Source organism: Rhodococcus sp. (in: high G+C Gram-positive bacteria) (assembly GCF_049299235.1).
GTDB lineage: Bacteria > Actinomycetota > Actinomycetes > Mycobacteriales > Mycobacteriaceae > Rhodococcus.
This window is the reverse complement of record NZ_JBAQXC010000104.1, coordinates 17,607-34,952: the sequence shown is the minus strand read 5'-3', so window position 1 is coordinate 34,952 and position 17,346 is coordinate 17,607. Positions and strand designations below refer to the sequence as shown.

Genomic DNA, 17,346 nt, shown 5'->3' with positions numbered 1-17,346 from the left:
GACTGGGTGTACCGCTCGCTCGGAAGGAACCGGTCGGTCAGCCCTTGTGGGGTTCCGACGCGCGGAACATGTCGCCGCGTTCGACGACCTTCACCCGTTCGCGGCCTTCGGCCTCACCGAGGCTGCGTTCGTGGGCGTCGAGGCGGTACCAGCCCTGCCACGTCGTGTACGGCAGCTCCTTGCTGTCGAGGAACGCGACGACGGCATCGAGTTCGGGTTCGGCCGGAGCCGCGAGGCGGCCCTTCGTGTAGTCCTCGAGCAGGTTCGCGACCGTCTCGTTCGCGTCGCCCTTGGTGTGGCCGATGAGGCCGACCGGGCCGCGTTTGATCCAGCCGGTGACGTAGGTGTTCGGCAGGAACCGGTCGTGGCCTTCGATCGTCTCGTCGGCGACGACACGGCCAGCCTCGTTGGGGACGGTGCCGGCCTGGTCGTCGAACGGCAGCTGCGCGATGTTCTGCGACAGGTAGCCGACGGCGCGGTAGACGGCCTGGACCTCCCAGTCGTTGAAGGTGCCGGTGCCGCGGACGTTGCCGGTGCCGTCGAGTTCGGTGCGTTCGGTGCGCAGGCCGACGACCGTGCCGTCCTCGCCGAGCACCTCGGTGGGGGATTCGAAGAAGTGCAGGAACAGCTTGTGCGGGCGGTCGCCCACGTCGCGGATGGCCCAGTCCTGGAGGGTGTTGGCGACCATGTCGACCTGCTTGGAGTTGCGGCGTGCCGCTTCCGAGCCCTCGTCGTATTCGATGTCCTCGGGGTCGACGATGACCTCGATGGTGGGGGAGTGGTCGAGTTCGCGTAGTTCGAGTGGGGTGAACTTGGCTTGGGCGGGGCCGCGGCGGCCGAAGACGTGTACTTCGGTGGCCTTGTTCTGCCGGAGGCCGTCGTAGACGTTCGGGGGGATTTCGGTGGGGAGCAGTTCGTCGCCGGTCTTGGCGAGGACGCGGGCGATGTCGAGGGCGACGTTGCCGACGCCGAGCACGGCGACCTTCTCGGCGTGCAGGGGCCAGTCGCGGGGGACGTCGGGGTGGCCGTCGTACCAGGACACGAAGTCGGCGGCGCCGTAGCTGCCGTCGAGGTCGATGCCGGGGATGGTCAGTGCCCGGTCGGCGTTGGCGCCGGTGGAGAAGATCACCGCGTCGTAGAACCGTTGCAGGTCTTCGAGGGTGAAGTCGGTGCCGTAGTCGAGGTTGCCGAGGAGGCGGACCTGCGGCTTGTCGAGGACCTTGTGCAGGGCGGTGATGATGCCCTTGATGCGGGGGTGGTCCGGTGCGACGCCGTAGCGGATGAGGCCGAACGGGGCCGGCATGCGTTCGAACAGGTCGATGCTGACCCCGGGTTCCTGCGCAGTGTCGGACTTCATGAGTGCGTCGGCGGCGTAGATACCGGCGGGACCGGCACCGACTATCGCGACGCGAAGGGGACGAGTCTGATCAGTCATCTGCGGTCAACTACCTCTTCGGAGAACGGACGGACGTGGACCAGCTTAAATTAGGATGCCCTCTGGTGGGCCGAGACCGTGCCGCAACGGACGGGCGGCGAGGGCGCAGGCAATGCTGCTGGATGGGGAATCGCCTCAGCGACAACACATATGGGCAGACACACGACAGAGATCGACGGCGAGACGCCGAACGAGGTGTGCAGAGGCCATGAGCAATTCCTACCTCGAGAGGGTTTATCGGGGCAAATACGCTCCGACCGGCGGCAACCGGAACCCACCTAGGATCGGGGCATGGCAGATACACGACCCGCACCCGAACCGGACCCCGACGAATCGGAACGTGGCACCGCCGCCCCGTTCCTCGGGGCGCTGGCCATCATCGTCGTGGTCATCGTCTTCATCGTGCTCGGGCAGGTCTTCGGGTCGTCCGGCGAGCCCCCGAGCGACGCCGACCTGGTGTCCAGGACCGTCGACACCTACGTCCAGGCGCACAACGCCGACGACGGAGACACCCTGGCGCGGCTGCGCTGCGCCGAACTGCCCGCCGATCAGGCACCGCTCGCCGACGTCGACGGGGAGGTGCGACTCGACGACGTCGGCACCGCCGACATCGACGGCGACCGCAGCCGCGTCGAAGTGCGCACCACCGCCGACGGCGCACAGGAGCGGAGCCTGTGGTCGCTGACCCGGGTGGACGGCAACTGGCGGATCTGCACCGCGTGATACTGCCCGACTCGTCGCGGTCTTCGCGGCTGTGGAAAGCTGGTGCGGTGAGCTACGCAGGTGATATCACGCCGCAGCAAGCCTGGGAGCTGCTGCAGGAAAACCCGGAAGCCGTGCTCGTCGATGTGCGCACCGACGCCGAATGGAAGTACGTCGGGGTCCCCGAGACCTCGTCCATCGGGCGCCGCACCGTCTTCGTCGAATGGGTCGGCTATCCGACCGGGACGCCCAATGTCCGATTCGTGGACGAACTGCGCGCGGCGGGCATCGACGGCGGACCGGTGATCTTCCTGTGTCGCTCGGGGCAGCGCTCCATCGGGGCCGCCGTCGCGGCGACCGCCGCCGGTCTGGCCCCGTCCTACAACGTTCTCGAAGGATTCGAAGGTGCCCTCGACGCCGCCGGACACCGGGGTGCCGAGGGCTGGCGGGCGGCGGGCCTGCCGTGGAGGCAGTCGTGAGCTCGATTCCTCAGGGTGGCGCGTTCTCGCGGCCGCTGCCCGATTCGGTGCGGCCGGCCACCCTCGGGGTTCGGGGCGGCATCCTGCGGTCCGGGTTCGAGGAGACGTCCGAGGCGCTGTACCTCAACTCCGGGTTCGTGTACGAATCCGCCGAGGCAGCCGAACAGGCGTTCACCGGCGAGGTCGACCACTTCGTCTACTCGCGGTACGGCAACCCGACCGTGAAGATGTTCGAGGAGCGGCTACGGCTGCTCGACGGCGCCGAAGGCGCGTACGCCACCGCCAGCGGTATGTCCGCGGTGTTCACCGCGCTCGCCGCGCTGCTCGGCAAGGGCGACCGGCTCGTCGCGGCGCGCAGCCTGTTCGGTTCGTGCTTCGTGGTGTGCAACGAGATCCTGCCCCGGTGGGGTGTGGAGACCGTGTTCGTCGACGGTGAAGACCTCGACCAGTGGGAACAGGCACTGTCCGTCCCGACCACCGCGGTGTTCTTCGAAACACCGTCGAATCCGATGCAGACGCTCGTCGACGTCCGTACGGTCTCCGAGATGGCGCACGCGGCCGGCGCGAAGGTGGTGCTGGACAACGTGTTCGCCACACCGTTGCTGCAGCGCAGCCTCGACCTCGGCGCCGACATCGTCGTGTACTCGGGCACCAAGCACATCGACGGCCAGGGGCGGGTCCTCGGCGGCGCGATCCTCGGTCCGAAGGACTACATCGACGGTCCCGTGCAGCAACTCATCCGTCACACCGGTCCGGCGTTGAGCCCGTTCAACGCGTGGACGTTGCTCAAGGGCCTGGAGACGATGCCGCTGCGTGTGCAGCGCTCGGTGGACACGGCGCTCGAACTCGCACGTTTCCTCGAGGCGCAGGACGCGGTGAGTTGGGTCAAGTATCCCTATCTGGAATCGCACCCGCAGTACGACCTGGCCCGGTCGCAGATGAGCGGCGGCGGAACCGTCATCACCTTCGAACTCGCCGCCGCCGAGGGCGACGGCAAGAAGAAGGCGTTCGAACTGCTCAACAAGTTGCGGATCGTCGACATCTCCAACAACCTCGGGGATGCCAAGTCGCTCGTCACGCACCCCGCGACGACGACGCACCGCGCGATGGGCCCCGAAGGCCGGGCGGCCATCGGCTTGGCCGACGGTGTGGTGCGGCTGTCGGTGGGCCTGGAGGACCCGCAGGACCTCCTCGAGGATCTCGCGCAGGCGCTGAACTAGACAAGTACTGGTCCCCGGACGAAGGGCGGTGCGGTGCCGCGATGAATACTCGTTGCGGCCGTACCGTTTTCGTCCTCCGGAACGGAGGATGACTGTGCCCACCACCAGGTTTCACTTGCGTCGGATGATCGGGGCCACGATCGCGGCGGTGGCCGTGATGGTGACGTCGTGCAGCAGCGCGGAGGACACCGGTGCCGACACCGGCGGCCCGGCACCCGCGGGTGACGGAACGTTCCCGGTCACCGTCGGGTCCGGTGATCGTGCCGTCACCGTCGACGCGCAGCCCGACGCGATCGTCTCGCTCGCACCGACCACCACCGAGATGCTCTTCGCCGTCGGCGCCGGGGACCAGGTCGTCGCGGTCGACGACCGATCCAACTATCCGCCGCAGGCCCCGGTCACCGACCTGTCCGGCTACACCCCCAACGTCGAGGCGATCCTCGGATACGAACCGGACCTGGTTCTCGCCACCGACGACAACGGCGACGTCGTCGCCGGTCTCGCCCAGGCCGGAGTGCCGACCCTGCTGCTGCCCGCCCCCGCCACCCTCGACGACATCTATACCCAGATCGAGCAGGTCGGAGCCGCCACCGGGCACCTCGGCGACGCCGTGGAACTGGCCGCGACGATGCGCGGCGACATCGACCAGATCCTCGCGACCGTGCCGGAACGGGACCAGCCGCTGAGCTACTATCACGAACTCGACGACACCTTCTACAGCATCACCGACGACACCTTCCTCGGATACCTGTACGGGCTCGCTGGCTTCCGGTCGATCGCGACCGGTGCCGACGCGTATCCGCAACTGTCCGCCGAGTACATCCTCGAATCGGACCCCGACGTGATCTTCCTGGCGGACAGCCAGTGCTGCGGCGTCACTCCCGAGACGGTCGCGGCGCGCGCCGGCTGGGGAGAGCTGACCGCAGTCCGGGACGGTCGCATCCACGTGCTCGACGAGGACATCGCGAGCCGCTGGGGTCCGCGCGTGGTGGATCTCCTCCGCGACCTGGCCGCGACAGCGGCCGCAGTACCCGCCGTGCACCCCACACCGTGATCTCGGCGCCGCGGCGCCGGGTGCTGCTGCTCGGCGGGGCCGCGCTCGTGCTCGTCGCCGCACTGCTCGTCGGTGTCCTCGTCGGGCCCGCGGGGCTGACCGTGCGCGGTGTGCTGCTCGAACTGCTCGATGCGGTGCCCTTCGTCGACGTCGACAGCGGACTGACCACACGTCAGCAGGCGATCCTGTGGAACATCCGCATGCCGCGCGTGGTGTTGGGGGCGCTGGTCGGTGCGATGCTCGCGATCGCGGGCGCCGCCTATCAGGGGGTGTTCCGCAATCCGCTCGCCGACCCCTATCTGCTCGGTGTCTCGAGCGGCGCCGGCCTCGGCGCGACCCTCGCGATCGCCTTCGGCGGTGTCCTCGCGATGGTGGGTGTGCCCGTCGCCGCGTTCGTCGGGGGTCTGCTCGCCGTCGCCGCCACCTATCTGCTGGGACGCACGGTCGGCGGGGCCCGCTCCGAGGTGGTGATCATCCTCGCCGGTGTCGCGGTCGCCGCGTTCGCCAATGCCGCGCAGACGTTCGCGCAGCAACTGTCCGACGACAGTCTCCGGCAGGTCTACACGTGGCTGCTCGGTCGGCTCGGCACCGACGGCTGGTCCGACGTGCTGGTGGTGTTGCCGTACGTGGCGGTGTCGACGGCGGTGATCCTGCTCTACCGCCGCACCCTCGACGTGATGGCCGTCGGCGATGTCGAAGCGGCCAGTCTCGGGGTGCATCCGTCGCGGGTGCGCCTCGTGCTGGTGGGTGTCGCGACGCTGGGGACCGCCGCGGTCGTCAGCGTCAGCGGTCTCATCGGGTTCGTCGGGATCGTGGTGCCGCACGCGGTCCGGTTGCTCGCCGGGCCCGGGCATCGGCTGCTGCTTCCGTTGACCCTGATGGTGGGTGCGGCGTTCCTGGTGCTCGCCGACGTCGCCGCGCGCACCGTGATGTCCCCGGCGGAACTGCCCATCGGGGTGGTCACCGCAGCGATCGGGGCGCCCTTCTTCCTGATCGTTCTCCGCCGGAGCCGGGGGGTCGCGTGATCGCGGTGCGGTGCCGGGGCGTCAGCGTCGAACGCGTGGGAGTTCGGGTCGTCGATTCGGTGGACCTCGTTGTGCAGCAAGGGGAGTGGGTTTCCATTCTCGGGCCGAACGGGGCCGGGAAGACGACCTTGCTGCATGCGATGGCCGGGCTGGTTCCGTCGTCCGGTGACGTGACCATCGGGGGTCTGTCGCCCGGTACGGCGGGGCGTCGCGCGATCGCCCGGGTGGTCGCGCTGATGCCGCAACGTCCCGTCGTCCCGGAGGGGGTGACGGTTCGTGAACTGGTCGAACTCGGCCGGACCCCGCACCTCGCGCGATTCGCGTCCGGTGCGGCGGGCGATCGCGGTGTCGTCGACTCGGTGATCGACCGGCTCGACCTGGGGGCGCTCGCATCCCGGCCGGCGACCGAACTGTCCGGCGGGGAACTGCAGCGGGTGGTGCTGGGGCGCGCCCTCGCCCAGCAGCCGGAGGTGCTGCTGCTGGACGAGCCGACCAGCGCACTCGACATCGGCCACCAGCAGCAGGTGCTCGATCTGATCGATTCGTTGCGCCGCGCCGGCGGCCTCACCGTGCTTGCCGCGATGCACGACCTCACGTCCGCCGCGCAGTACGGTGAGCGACTGGTGCTGCTCGACGCCGGACGTGTCGTCGCCGACGGGACACCCGGCGAGGTGCTGACCCCGGAGCGCGTCGGTGACGTCTACGGGGCGAGGGTCGAAATACTGGACTGACCAGGAGGATTCGCTGTCCTTCCGCTTCGTGGTCCGGTGAAGGAGAACTGATGGAGATCGTGCTGCTCGGTACTGGGGCCGCCGACGGATGGCCCAACCCGTTCTGCACGTGTGCCTCGTGCGACGACGCGACGCGACGCGGCGAGATCCGCGGGCAGACCGCGGCGCTGATCGACGACGTGCTGCTCCTCGAGTGCGGACCCGAGGCTCCGCGCGCCGCGCTGCGGCACGGGCGGAACCTGGCCGGGGTCCGGCACATTCTGCTCACCCACGCCCACGTCGATCACCTGGGACCGCAGGCACTGCTGTTCCGCTCGTGGGCCGAGGCCGGGTTCGACATCGACGTCGTCGGGCCGGCCGCGGCGATCGATGCGTGTCGCCCGTGGGTCGGCCCCGGAGATCCGGTGCGGTTCGTGCCCGTGGCCGCGGGGGACGCACTGAACGTCGGCGGCTATCGGATTCGGGTGCTCGGGGCGCGGCACCGGGTATTCGACGACGGCGATGCCGTCCTCTACGACGTCGCCGGTCCCTCCTGTGCCCGGATCCTGTGGGCGTGCGACACCGGTCCGCTGCCGGAATCCTGGTTCGACGCGGTGCACGGTGCCGCGTTCGACGCGGTATTTCTCGAGGAAACCTTCGGTGACCGTGCGGATCTCGGCGACGATCACCATACGCTCGCGGCGTTCGCGGATACCGTGGCCGCGTTGCGGGCCTGCGGTGCGGTCGGTGACGGCACCGACGTGATCGCAGTGCATCTCGGCCATCACAACCCTCCGATCGCGCAGGTCCGCCGCCGGTTGGCCGAGTGCGGTGCGCGGGCGGGATACGACGGTGAGGTGATCGGTGTGGGTGCGACGTCGAACGGTGGCGGGCGCACGACGTTGATTCTCGGCGGTGTCCGGTCCGGGAAGTCCCGGTATGCCGAACAGTTGCTCGAACCCTGCCCCTCGGTCACCTACGTGGCGACGGGCGGCACCCGCGAGGGGGATGCCGAGTGGGCGCAGCGGGTCGCGCTGCATCGCGAACGTCGGCCCGGATCGTGGTCCACCGTAGAGACATCCGATGTCGCCGGGGTTCTGCGGTCGGCCACCGAACCTCTGCTCGTGGATTGTCTCGGCACGTGGCTCACCGCGCGCCTCGATCTGCACGAGGTGTGGACGGGCGGGGATCTCGCGGCGGTCGAGCGGGACGTCGAGGAGTTGCTGACGGCCTGGGCTCGCTGCGTGGTGCCGGTTGTGGCGGTGAGCAACGAGGTGGGCAGCGGGGTGGTCCCGGCCAGTGCGTCGGGGCGGCTGTTCCGGGATTTGCTCGGTCGGCTCAACGCGAGGGTCGCGGAGAACTCGGATTCGGTGAGTCTCGTCGTGGCGGGTATCCCGCTGCGACTCCGTTGACGGATCTGTCTGCAACCCGACGGGACATGTTCATGCCACTTGTGGTGTGTCACCATTGGTGAATTTTGCTTGATCGATCGCGCATTGCTGGATGAATGCCGCTATCGGAGGCGGATTCTGGCCCGGTGATGGAGGGTTCCGCCGCCGAATGCGACCCACAGATTCGTGGTGAAATCCCCTCGAATGGTGATCTGGATCACTCCATCCCACTGGTTAGTGGCTCTGCTCACAGCTCGTGTTATCGTTCGTCACGAACTGAGGCTGGAGCGTTGTGAACGGCCACAGTGCCCTTCGGGGCGAGCAGTCGAGTGCACGATGAAACCCCTTGTTCGGGAGGGGTATTCGGACTTCGCATCCACTGTCACATCTACCAAGTCGATTTCTGCTGCCCAGAGATCGGCCTGCTCGACCGTGCCCCCTGCGAGGGCGGGCACCGCACACACCTGAGTAGGGGTACCAATTGAGCAAGACGTACACGTCCGGTCTGCGTCGCGGCGCCCGGATCGGCAGCGTCGCCGCCGCCGCGGCTGTCGCCCTGGGGTTCCTGTCTGCGGGTGCAGCGAACGCCGACTCCTTCGTTCCGCTGCCCGACGGACAGATCGTGGCCCCGGGTGACAAGGCCACCGTGACCCGGACCGAGGAGAGCGCGCTCATCTCGCCGTCCATGGCCGCGAACCCGACCAACCGCGTCGCCTGGGTGTCCGGCAAGGTGACTGCACAAGTCAACGTCGACGTCCCGTCCGAGCCGGGGAAGTCCGACGGCAGCACCTCGCCCTTGAACGGCACCAACAACTCGTCGACGCACGGTGTTTCGCGCATCAACACCGGCTACATCGTGGGCTGCCAGGTCGACATCTCGGGCCTCAAGGGCAACCTGGGCATCAACTTCAGCACCAACGTGCTCTCCTCGCTGACCGAACTCGTGGTCGGTGCCGCCGCGGGCCCCGCGGGTACTGCCATCGGCACGGGAACGTCCTCCGGCGCGGTCAGCCCGTCGGCTTCCTTCGCCGTCCCACTGCAGCCCGGACAGGTGGCCTTCGTGCACCTCGAAGGTAAGAACATCACGAAGAAGGACACCGAATACACGATCCAGTATCAGGATTCGGAACTGAGCACCATGGGTTGCGGTGGCTACGCGCAGGCCCGTTCCTACACCGTCCTCGAGGTCGTGGGCAAGGACTACGTCAAGACCACCCTGTACGGCCAGCCGTTCAGCATCGGCTGATTCGTCCGCACCAGACCCTGCCTGAATTCTCGCTCACGCGAGCTACGAACTCGAGAGAGATGACATGAAGACCAGCATCACCAAGGGCCTGCGCCGCGGTCTCCGCGCGGTCGGCGTCGGCGCCACCGTCGCCGTCGCGATCGGCTTCGCCTCCGCCGGCGCCGCCAACGCCGATACCTTCATTCCCCTGCAAGAGGGCTCGATCACCGAGACTCTCCCGGGCGACGTCGTCGTCACGGTCTCCACCACGGGCGAGTCGGCCAACATCAACCCCTCGATGGGCTCCACCCCCGTCCACCGCAACGTGTGGGTGTCCGGGTCGTCGCAGGTCACGCTGTCGGGCGCCGGAGCCAAGGACGTCAGCTACTTCCGCATCATGCCCGGTTACGTGGTCGGCTGCCAGGTGGACATCGCCGGTAGCGCAGGCGCCGGGGCGAACGCGTCGGCGGGTGCGAGTTCGACCACCACCCTCGTCGACACGCCTCCCGCGGGAGATGCGGTGGTTGCTGCCGGTTCCAACACCAGCAGCGGCTCCGGCGGAGTGAGTGCCAACGTCGGAATCACCCTGTCCCCGGGCAAGACCAGCCAGTTCTACGTGCTCTCCGTGGAGCAGGAGAACTCCTTCGGTGAGCGGGTCTTCCGCCCGTTCTCGATGGTCACGCAGGCAACCGAGGGTAGCGTCACCTGGGCCGACTCGACCATCGGCATCTCCGGCTGCGCCGGTTACGCCCAGGCCCGAAGCTTCGTGAAGGTCACGGTCAACACCGCGACCGCAATCCAGCAGGTCACCCTGTGGGGACAGCCCTTCAGCCTCGGCTGACAGGCACCCCGACAGGTAGCCGGCCCCGCTTCCGAGAGCCTCATCCTCTCGGCGGCGGGGCGTTGTCGCCTTCCGGCCCGGTGGGGGCCGGAAGGCGACGTCAGAACGGATTCGCGGTGCGGCCCACCAGATCCGCGACCGAGTCGATGACGCGGGTGGGACGGAACGGGTACAGCTCCACCGACGTGCGCGTCGAGATCCCGGTGAGCACGAGCAGCGTCTGCAGGCCCGCTTCGAGACCCGCCACGATGTCGGTGTCCATCCGGTCGCCGATCATGACGGTCGAGGCCGAATGCGCGCCGATGGCCCGCAGGGCGGACCGCATCATGAGCGCGTTCGGTTTACCCACGAAATAGGGTTCGCGGCCCGTGGCCCGGGTGATCAGCGCCGCCACCGCGCCGGTCGCAGGCAGGGACCCCTCGAGTGACGGGCCGGTCGGGTCGGGATTGGTGGCGATGAACCGTGCGCCGCGCTCGACGAGCCGGATCGCCGTGGTGATCGCCTCGAACGAGTACGTGCGGGTCTCCCCGAGCACCACATAGTCGGGGTCGCGGTCGGTGAGCACGTATCCGATGTCGTGCAGCGCCGTCGTCAAGCCCGATTCGCCGACCACATACGCGGTGCCTTCCGGGCGTTGGTTCGCGAGGAATGTCGCGGTCGCGAGGGCGGACGTCCAGATCGATTCCTCCGGGATGTCCAGGCCGGTGCGCAGCAGCCGAGCGCGAAGGTCGCGGGGCGTGCGGATCGAGTTGTTGGTCAGGACCATGAACGGTGTTCCGTTGGAACGTAATTCGTCGAGGAAGGCGTCCGCGCCGGGAACCAGCGAATCCTCGTGGACGAGCACTCCGTCCATGTCCATCAGATAGGCCCAGGTAGGGGCGGTGGTGACCTCGGGTGTACTCATCACCCCATTTTCTCACTCGTCACGCGAGCAGGCGGTACAGCCCGATCAGACCGACGACGACGATGACAGCGCGCAACGCGCTCGGGGACAGGCGCCTGCCGTAGCGTGAGCCGAGTGCACCGCCGATCAACGATCCGACGGCGATGAGACCGGCGACGGTCCAGTCGATCCGATCGAACGCGACGAGGGTGTAGGCGGTGGCCGCGACGATGTTCACCAACAAGGACAGCAGGTTCTTCGCGGCATTCTGCCGCTGGATGTTGTCGTGTAGGAGAGCGCCGAACAACCCCATGAGTAGAATGCCCTGTGCCGCAGTGAAATAGCCGCCGTAGACGCCGACCGCGAAGGTGCCGGCAACCAGAAGTGTCATCCGCACCGGGCCGATGTGGTCGTCGGTGGTGTCGCCCGACCGTTTCAGCACCCACTTCTGCAGTTTCGGTTGCAACACGACGAGGGTCAGCGCGAGCACCATGAGGACCGGAACGATCGTTTCGAACGCCGACTCCGGCAGGTGCAGCAGCAGCCACGATCCGAGCACCGCCCCGGTCAGCGAGGCGGGAATCTGCCACCGCAACCGCGGCCACTGCCCGCGCAGTTCGCGCCGGTATCCCCACGTGCTCGACACACCGCCGGCGACGAGCCCGACCGCATTCGACATCGTTGCCGTCACGGGCGGCAACCCGAACGCCACCAGTGTCGGGAAGGTGATGAGGGTGCCGGAGCCGACCAGGGCGTTGATCGCGCCGGCACCGAGACCGGCCAGGGCGACGAGGAACAGTTCGAACGCAGTCACCGCGGAAAGTCTACGTATCGACCATCGGCGTTCGTTCCGTGCGTCTGCGCGCTTCGGCCACCGGCTCCGGGGCGGTCGCGGTACCGTGATTCCATGCTCGAACCGATCCGAGAGTTACCCGCCGGCGTCATCGGTTTCGAGGCGGTGGGCCGAATCGAAGCCGCCGACTACGAGACCGTGCTGATTCCCGCCGTGCAGGACGTCTGCGATCGCGGCGACGAGATCCGGATCGTGCTGGTGTTCGAGAAGTTCGACGGAGTGTCCGCGGGAGCGGCCTGGGACGACATGAAGCTCGGTATCGAGCATCTCGCCCACTGGGAGCGGATCGCGCTGGTCACCGACCTGGACTGGATGGTCACGGTCACCTCCCTGTTCGGGTGGATGACGCCGGGTGCGTTCAAGCGGTTCCCCGTTTCGGCATTGTCCGACGCGATCGCCTGGGCGGCCGAACGCAGCGACTGATACCAGAGCCCGGCGGCCCGCGTTGCCACGCGGGGTCCGTCGGCACGCGGGGTCCGTCGGCACGGGTGAATGCCCCGACGATAAAGTCTGCGCATGGTGCGACAGATTCCGGCCGCCCCGGACCGGTGGTTCACACAACTTGCCCCCGGCCGCACCTTCTGTGTGGACATCGCAGGCTACGACGATGTGGCGGCCGAACTCGATCCGCTGCCCGCCGACGCTCCGGCACTGCTGGCCTGCCACGTCGGCGCGACGGACACCGCGTCGCACATCGTCGAGGCGATCCTCGACGAACTCGAGGTCGCCGCCGTGCAACTTTTCCCGATCTGGTTGGCCGGCGGCGATGACATCGACGGACGAAACCTGCCCGACGTCCGCGCGGCCCGGACCCTCGCCCGTCGGTTGGCGGCAGGCACCCGCCACTTCGGGCCGTTCCTGGCCGACCTCGCGGAGGCCGCGGTGCGTGGCACCCGGACCGAACCGGGCCGCTTCGCCCGCGAGACACGTGCGGCCGGTCTGGCCCGTGTACTGGCGGACAGCTTTCGGCGACCACACGCCGCACTCGTCGTCACCGCCCCGGCGGACCTGCCCGAAGGGGACCAGCAGGCGCTCGCGGCCTCCTGTGAATGGCTGGCAGATCACGGCCGGATGGGGATGGCGATCGCGTCGTCGGCGATTCCCGCGGTCGACCGGTTCGCGACGGTGACGGTACGTTCGCGGCCACCCCGGACGGTCGAGGAGACACCGCCGACGCGCGGGGCCCCCGAAGACGCCGGGTTGCGGTATCCGGCGCCGGCCGGCCGCCCGCACCCGGGCAGCGCGGCGGAGAAGACACTGGCGGCGGCGCTGGCGGACTGCGAGTGGGCCCACGGCGGATTGTGGAACACGCACTATCATCCGCATCCGCTGCGCGCGCCGATCCGGGCCGACCTGCTGTGGCCGGACGCCCGATGTGCCGTGGAGGTGGACGGCGACGACCATCGGGCACCCGCCAAGTACGCTGCCGATCGGCAACGCGATGTGCAGTTGCAACTCGACGGGTACGCGGTGCTGCGGTTCACCAACGAGCAGGTTATCGGCGATGTCCGGTCGGTCGTCGCAGCCATCGAACGGTGTGTCCGCGGTCGGCGACGCGAGACGGAAACAACCATGTCGGTGATGACGGAGGGTGGAGCGCAGTGAGTACGGACGATCTGACGGCGAGCGAGGTCCTCGTGCTGCTCACGTTGATGGCCGAGTCGCGACCGGTACCGAACCCCGAACTGAAGAACTTCGGACCGGAACTGCGGGCGCAGAGCCGGACCAAACTGAACCGGCTGGGACTGGTGGATACCGACACCAGCGCACGCCCATACACCCACGTGCTCGCGGACAAGGGATGGGCGCGCTGCTACCAGGAGATCGGCGCCGAGGCGCCGCCGAAGGCGGGCCCGTACGGGCGGACGTTGTACACGTTGCTCGCGGCGCTCAGGCGCTACTTCGACCGCACCGACCTGCGCCCCGCCGACGTGTTCCTGCCGATCGACACGACCGGTTCGGCACCGGAAGTGCCACGATCGTCCGCGACGGTCGAAGGCCGTGTCCGCGCCGCATATACGCAATTGGCTGCGCGACCGGGCGCGTGGGTGAGCCTGACCGACCTGCGTGAGGTGCTGGCGGATGTCTCGCGCACCGACCTCGACGGCGAACTTGTGCGCATGTACCGACTGCCCGACGTCGTTCTCGTCCCCGAGGAGAATCAGAAGGCACTCACCGAACAGGACCGCGCTGCCGCGGTGGTGATCGGGTATCGGGACAACCACGCCATCGCGATAGAGGCACCATGACCGGACTCGCACAGCAGGCGACCGACGAGGAACGCCGCGCACTCGCCGCGATCCGGTTGTCGTGGGCACCGACCGGGGACGACGTGTGGCAGCCGCAGGACGGCCTGCACGTGCCGGGGTTGCACGACAAAGCGATCGCCACCGTGATGAGTGCCTTCGACGACGCGCGCAGTGGCGCCGTGGCGAGCCCGATCGGGGTGGTCGTGCGCGGGCCGGCGGGGGCAGGGAAAACCCACCTGCTCGGCCACGTGCGGGAGCGGGTGCAGAGCGAGGACGGCTATTTCTTCCTGATCAAGTTCATCGACGCATCGGATTTCTGGCGGTCGACCGCGGTCGGGATGCTGGAGAATCTGGGGCGTCCCGCACCCGAACACGGAACCCAGCTCAGGCTGCTGCTGTGGCGGCTCGCCACCATCGCGCACGTCACCCGGGCGCAGCGCCGCGCGATCGTCGGTGATGCTCCCGTCGACCGGTCCGTGCTCGACGCCTTCATCACCGCACTGGCGAAGGCACATCCCGACCTCATGCGGCAATGCCGCCGCACCGCACGGGCATTGGTGCTCTACACCGCCACCGACCTCGACCTCCAGGACATCGGCGAATCGTTCCTGCTGTCCTCGCCGGAGATGGCGCCCGGCGAACGCACCCGATGGGGCGTCGGCCCGGCCGTCGCGGTGCCGCAGGAAATCGTGCGCGACATCTCGCTGCTGCTCGCGGCGACGGGGCCGTCGGTTCTGGCGGTGGATCAGATCGACACGCTCCTCGCGCCGTCGCAGCGAAAGATGGGCGATAGGACGGCGTCGTCGGATCCGGTACTCGAGGATGTGGCGCACGGACTGATGTCGCTGCGCGAGACACTGAAGCGGACCGTGCCCGTGGTGTCCTGTACGTCGAACACGTGGATGCTCGTCGAGGACCATGCCACCGCCACCGTTCGGGACCGATTCCGGGTCGGACCGGTCCTGAAGGGATTGCCGACGCCGGATATCGCACGGGCGCTGTTGGAGAACAGGTTCCGGCCGGCCTACGGTGCGGCCGGATTTCATCCCCCCTATCCCACCTGGCCGGTCTCGGAGGCCGCGATCGCGGGCGCCCCGGACATCACCCCGCGGATACTGCTGCAGAAGGTGGACGCACATATCCGGCGCTGCCTCGACCGCGGCACCGCGGACGAGTTGACGGACCTCGGCGGGTCGGGCGACGCGGTGCGGGCTGTGCCCGCCGAGCCGGTAGCCGGACCAGGTCTGGCCGCGCTCGATGCCCGCTTCGTCGATCTGAAATCTGTTGCAGCAGAAGAATCTATCACGCCCGACACGGAGGATTCCGTGGTGCCGGTACTGCTCGCCGCCGGACTCGACGCGTGGATTCGGGAGACCGGTGCGCCGGACGGTGTGTTCCAACGCGACCCGCTGCCGGGAACGAAACCGGCCCTGCATGCCCGACTCAGGCGCACCCTCGACGCGGTGACCGAGGACGAGGAGCACTGGGCGTTCCGTGCGGTATCGGCGCCGAGCGCGGTCGCATCCATGAATCGGATTCAGAAAGCATGCACCGCAGCCGGGTTGAGCGAGGGAATGCCGCAGCGACGACTGGTCGTCCTACGGAACATTCCGTGGTCCGCCGGCGCGAAAACGCAGGCGACGGTCGCGGCGTTCGATGCCGCGGGCGGGCGAACGCTGCCGCTGCCGATCGACGACATCCGAACCCTCGCCGCGCTCGCCGCCTTGCTCGACGACAACACGGACCACCTGGACGAATGGCTGACCGTTCGGCGGCCGGCGCACGAGTTGTCCGTGTTCCGAGCGGTACTCGGGGACGTCGAGCTCGGGGATGTCGGGTCCGGCACCCGGAGTGCCGTCGTGGAAGACCCGGCAGCGCCGGGCACGGACACGGACTGGGCGATGCCGGTCGTTCCGGGCCCCGAACCGACCGTGAACCCCGAACCGACCGTGAACCCCGACCCGGAGCGAGACGTGCCCGATCATGACGAGGCGCCGTCGATTCCGCTGGGAACGGAAGTTGCCGGGGGCGCCCAGGTTCGGGTGAATCTCGAAGCGCTGCGCAAACATACGGCGATCTTCGCGGGCTCGGGATCGGGCAAGACCGTGCTCATCCGCCGCTTGGTGGAGGAATGCGCGCTGCAGGGCGTATCCGCGATCATCCTCGACCCGAACAACGACCTGTCCCGCCTCGGCACGGCGTGGCCGCCCGCCTCGCGCGGCTGGACCTCCGACGAGGAAGCCAAGGCCGCGGAGTATCTGGAGCACACCGAGGTGCTGGTGTGGACGCCGCGACGATCCAACGGACAGCCGCTGAGCTTCCAGCCGCTGCCGGACTTCTCGAGCGTCGTCGATGACCGCGACGAGTTCGGTGCCGCCATCGACTCCGCCGTCGCGGCCCTGGCGCCGAGGGCGCGGGCCGATGGACGGACCGCCGCCGCGGCCAGGTCGCAGGCCGTGCTCAAACAGGCCCTGGAATACTTCGGTCGCGGATCGTCCGGCGGGCTCGACGATTTCGTGGCACTCCTGGAGGAACTCCCGGAGGACATCAGCAATCTCAAGAACGCCGAGAAGATCGCCGCGGACCTCGCCGAGAACCTCAAGGCGGCGATGGCCACCGACCCGATGTTCGGTGGGGCAGGCACCGCCGTGGATCCGGGCGTGCTGTTGACGCCGTCGCCGGGCCACCGGGCCCGGGTGTCGGTGGTGAACCTGTCGGGATTGCCGTCGGACGCGCAACGTCAGGGGTTCGTCAACCAACTGCAGATGGCGTTGTTCGCGTGGATCAAGAAGAACCCGGCCGGTGATCGTCCGCTGGGTGGTCTGTTCGTGATGGACGAGGCGCAGACGTTCGCGCCGGCCGGCCAGACCACCGCATGCACGCAGAGCACACTGGCGCTCGCATCGCAGGCACGCAAATACGGTTTGGGTCTCGTGTTCGCCACGCAGGCCCCGAAAGGCCTGCACAACCGGATTCCGGGCAACGCGGCCACCCAGTTCTACGGGTTGCTCAACAGCCCGACGCAGATCGATGCGGCGAAGGAGATGGCCGCGGTGAAAGGCGGGACGGTACCCGATATCGGCCGCCTGCCCGCCGGTCAGTTCTACGCGGCGATCGAGGGCGCCGAGTTCCGCAAGACACAGACACCGCTGTGCCTGACCTACCACCCGAAAAGCCCTCCCACCGAGGAAGAAGTCCTGGATCTCGCGCGCCGGTCGTCGCCGTAGTGTCGGGGCGCCGAACCGGCACGTGCATTTCGCCGGATTCGGGTCTTTGATG

General features: G+C 68.4%; 16 protein-coding genes. 13 read left to right on the top strand and 3 right to left on the bottom strand.

Annotation, left to right across the window (positions count from 1 at the left end; translation table 11 throughout):
- Positions 1-37 precede the first annotated feature (37 nt).
- A complete protein-coding gene (locus WAX14_RS06185; RefSeq protein ID WP_422627210.1) occupies positions 38-1,435 on the bottom strand; it encodes an FAD-dependent oxidoreductase in 1,398 nt (465 codons plus the stop codon).
- 291 nt (positions 1,436-1,726) lie between these two features.
- Here WAX14_RS06185 and WAX14_RS06180 point away from each other — a divergent pair, with 291 nt between their 5' ends.
- The 9 genes from WAX14_RS06180 to WAX14_RS06140 all read left to right on the top strand — a co-directional run bounded on the left by WAX14_RS06180 (position 1,727) and on the right by WAX14_RS06140 (position 10,082).
- Positions 1,727-2,158 (top strand): hypothetical protein, encoded by a 432-nt coding sequence (locus tag WAX14_RS06180; protein WP_422627209.1) that lies wholly within the window; start codon positions 1,727-1,729, stop codon positions 2,156-2,158.
- A 47-nt stretch (positions 2,159-2,205) separates the two neighbouring features.
- Positions 2,206-2,616 carry a rhodanese-like domain-containing protein gene (locus tag WAX14_RS06175; protein WP_422627208.1) on the top strand — a complete coding sequence of 137 codons (411 nt, stop codon included), beginning with the start codon at positions 2,206-2,208 and terminating at the stop codon, positions 2,614-2,616.
- Entirely contained in the window at positions 2,613-3,836 is a 1,224-nt protein-coding gene (locus WAX14_RS06170) for an O-succinylhomoserine sulfhydrylase (RefSeq protein ID WP_422627207.1), read from the top strand. The genes WAX14_RS06175 and WAX14_RS06170 overlap by 4 nt, the downstream gene beginning before the upstream one ends.
- Positions 3,837-3,924: 88 nt before the next feature.
- Entirely contained in the window at positions 3,925-4,890 is a 966-nt protein-coding gene (locus WAX14_RS06165) for an ABC transporter substrate-binding protein (RefSeq protein ID WP_422627206.1), read from the top strand.
- Positions 4,887-5,915 (top strand): FecCD family ABC transporter permease, encoded by a 1,029-nt coding sequence (locus WAX14_RS06160; protein ID WP_422627205.1) that lies wholly within the window; start codon positions 4,887-4,889, stop codon positions 5,913-5,915. Before WAX14_RS06165 ends, WAX14_RS06160 begins: the two co-directional genes overlap by 4 nt.
- Complete coding sequence (locus WAX14_RS06155) at positions 5,912-6,646, top strand: ABC transporter ATP-binding protein (RefSeq protein ID WP_422627204.1); 735 nt, start codon at positions 5,912-5,914, stop codon at positions 6,644-6,646. The genes WAX14_RS06160 and WAX14_RS06155 overlap by 4 nt, the downstream gene beginning before the upstream one ends.
- Positions 6,647-6,696: 50 nt before the next feature.
- Positions 6,697-8,037, top strand: coding sequence for a bifunctional adenosylcobinamide kinase/adenosylcobinamide-phosphate guanylyltransferase (gene cobU, locus WAX14_RS06150; protein ID WP_422627203.1), 1,341 nt, complete (start codon positions 6,697-6,699; stop codon positions 8,035-8,037).
- A gap of 460 nt (positions 8,038-8,497) precedes the next feature.
- A complete protein-coding gene (locus tag WAX14_RS06145; RefSeq protein WP_422627202.1) occupies positions 8,498-9,262 on the top strand; it encodes an MspA family porin in 765 nt (254 codons plus the stop codon).
- Positions 9,263-9,326: 64 nt separating this feature from the next.
- Positions 9,327-10,082: an MspA family porin gene (locus WAX14_RS06140; RefSeq protein ID WP_422627201.1), complete on the top strand. Its 756-nt coding sequence runs from the start codon at positions 9,327-9,329 to the stop codon at positions 10,080-10,082.
- Between the two features lie 100 nt (positions 10,083-10,182).
- On the opposite strand, the gene WAX14_RS06135 is transcribed toward WAX14_RS06140, so the two are convergent.
- Both WAX14_RS06135 and WAX14_RS06130 read right to left on the bottom strand, forming a co-directional pair.
- Positions 10,183-10,941 carry an HAD-IIA family hydrolase gene (locus WAX14_RS06135; RefSeq protein WP_422627212.1) on the bottom strand — a complete coding sequence of 253 codons (759 nt, stop codon included), beginning with the start codon at positions 10,939-10,941 and terminating at the stop codon, positions 10,183-10,185.
- A gap of 64 nt (positions 10,942-11,005) precedes the next feature.
- Positions 11,006-11,779 carry a sulfite exporter TauE/SafE family protein gene (locus tag WAX14_RS06130; RefSeq protein WP_422627200.1) on the bottom strand — a complete coding sequence of 258 codons (774 nt, stop codon included), beginning with the start codon at positions 11,777-11,779 and terminating at the stop codon, positions 11,006-11,008.
- Positions 11,780-11,872: 93 nt separating this feature from the next.
- Between WAX14_RS06130 and WAX14_RS06125 the strand changes: the two genes are divergently transcribed.
- From WAX14_RS06125 to WAX14_RS06110, 4 genes are all read left to right on the top strand, one after another.
- Positions 11,873-12,241, top strand: coding sequence for an STAS/SEC14 domain-containing protein (locus WAX14_RS06125; protein ID WP_422627199.1), 369 nt, complete (start codon positions 11,873-11,875; stop codon positions 12,239-12,241).
- A gap of 93 nt (positions 12,242-12,334) precedes the next feature.
- Positions 12,335-13,423 carry an endonuclease domain-containing protein gene (locus tag WAX14_RS06120; RefSeq protein WP_422627198.1) on the top strand — a complete coding sequence of 363 codons (1,089 nt, stop codon included), beginning with the start codon at positions 12,335-12,337 and terminating at the stop codon, positions 13,421-13,423.
- Positions 13,420-14,067: a hypothetical protein gene (locus WAX14_RS06115; protein WP_422627197.1), complete on the top strand. Its 648-nt coding sequence runs from the start codon at positions 13,420-13,422 to the stop codon at positions 14,065-14,067. The genes WAX14_RS06120 and WAX14_RS06115 overlap by 4 nt, the downstream gene beginning before the upstream one ends.
- Positions 14,064-17,294 carry a helicase HerA domain-containing protein gene (locus tag WAX14_RS06110; protein WP_422627196.1) on the top strand — a complete coding sequence of 1,077 codons (3,231 nt, stop codon included), beginning with the start codon at positions 14,064-14,066 and terminating at the stop codon, positions 17,292-17,294. Before WAX14_RS06115 ends, WAX14_RS06110 begins: the two co-directional genes overlap by 4 nt.
- Positions 17,295-17,346: the final 52 nt, after the last annotated feature.

Coding starts and splice junctions, on each gene's coding strand:
- WAX14_RS06120 (WP_422627198.1), top strand. CDS start 12,335: ATGGTGCGACAGATTCCGGCCGCCCCGGACCGGTGGTTCACACAACTT.
- WAX14_RS06180 (WP_422627209.1), top strand. CDS start 1,727: ATGGCAGATACACGACCCGCACCCGAACCGGACCCCGACGAATCGGAA.
- WAX14_RS06110 (WP_422627196.1), top strand. CDS start 14,064: ATGACCGGACTCGCACAGCAGGCGACCGACGAGGAACGCCGCGCACTC.
- WAX14_RS06135 (WP_422627212.1), bottom strand. CDS start 10,941: ATGGACATGGACGGAGTGCTCGTCCACGAGGATTCGCTGGTTCCCGGC.
- cobU (WP_422627203.1), top strand. CDS start 6,697: ATGGAGATCGTGCTGCTCGGTACTGGGGCCGCCGACGGATGGCCCAAC.
- WAX14_RS06185 (WP_422627210.1), bottom strand. CDS start 1,435: ATGACTGATCAGACTCGTCCCCTTCGCGTCGCGATAGTCGGTGCCGGT.
- WAX14_RS06140 (WP_422627201.1), top strand. CDS start 9,327: ATGAAGACCAGCATCACCAAGGGCCTGCGCCGCGGTCTCCGCGCGGTC.
- WAX14_RS06125 (WP_422627199.1), top strand. CDS start 11,873: ATGCTCGAACCGATCCGAGAGTTACCCGCCGGCGTCATCGGTTTCGAG.
- WAX14_RS06165 (WP_422627206.1), top strand. CDS start 3,925: ATGACTGTGCCCACCACCAGGTTTCACTTGCGTCGGATGATCGGGGCC.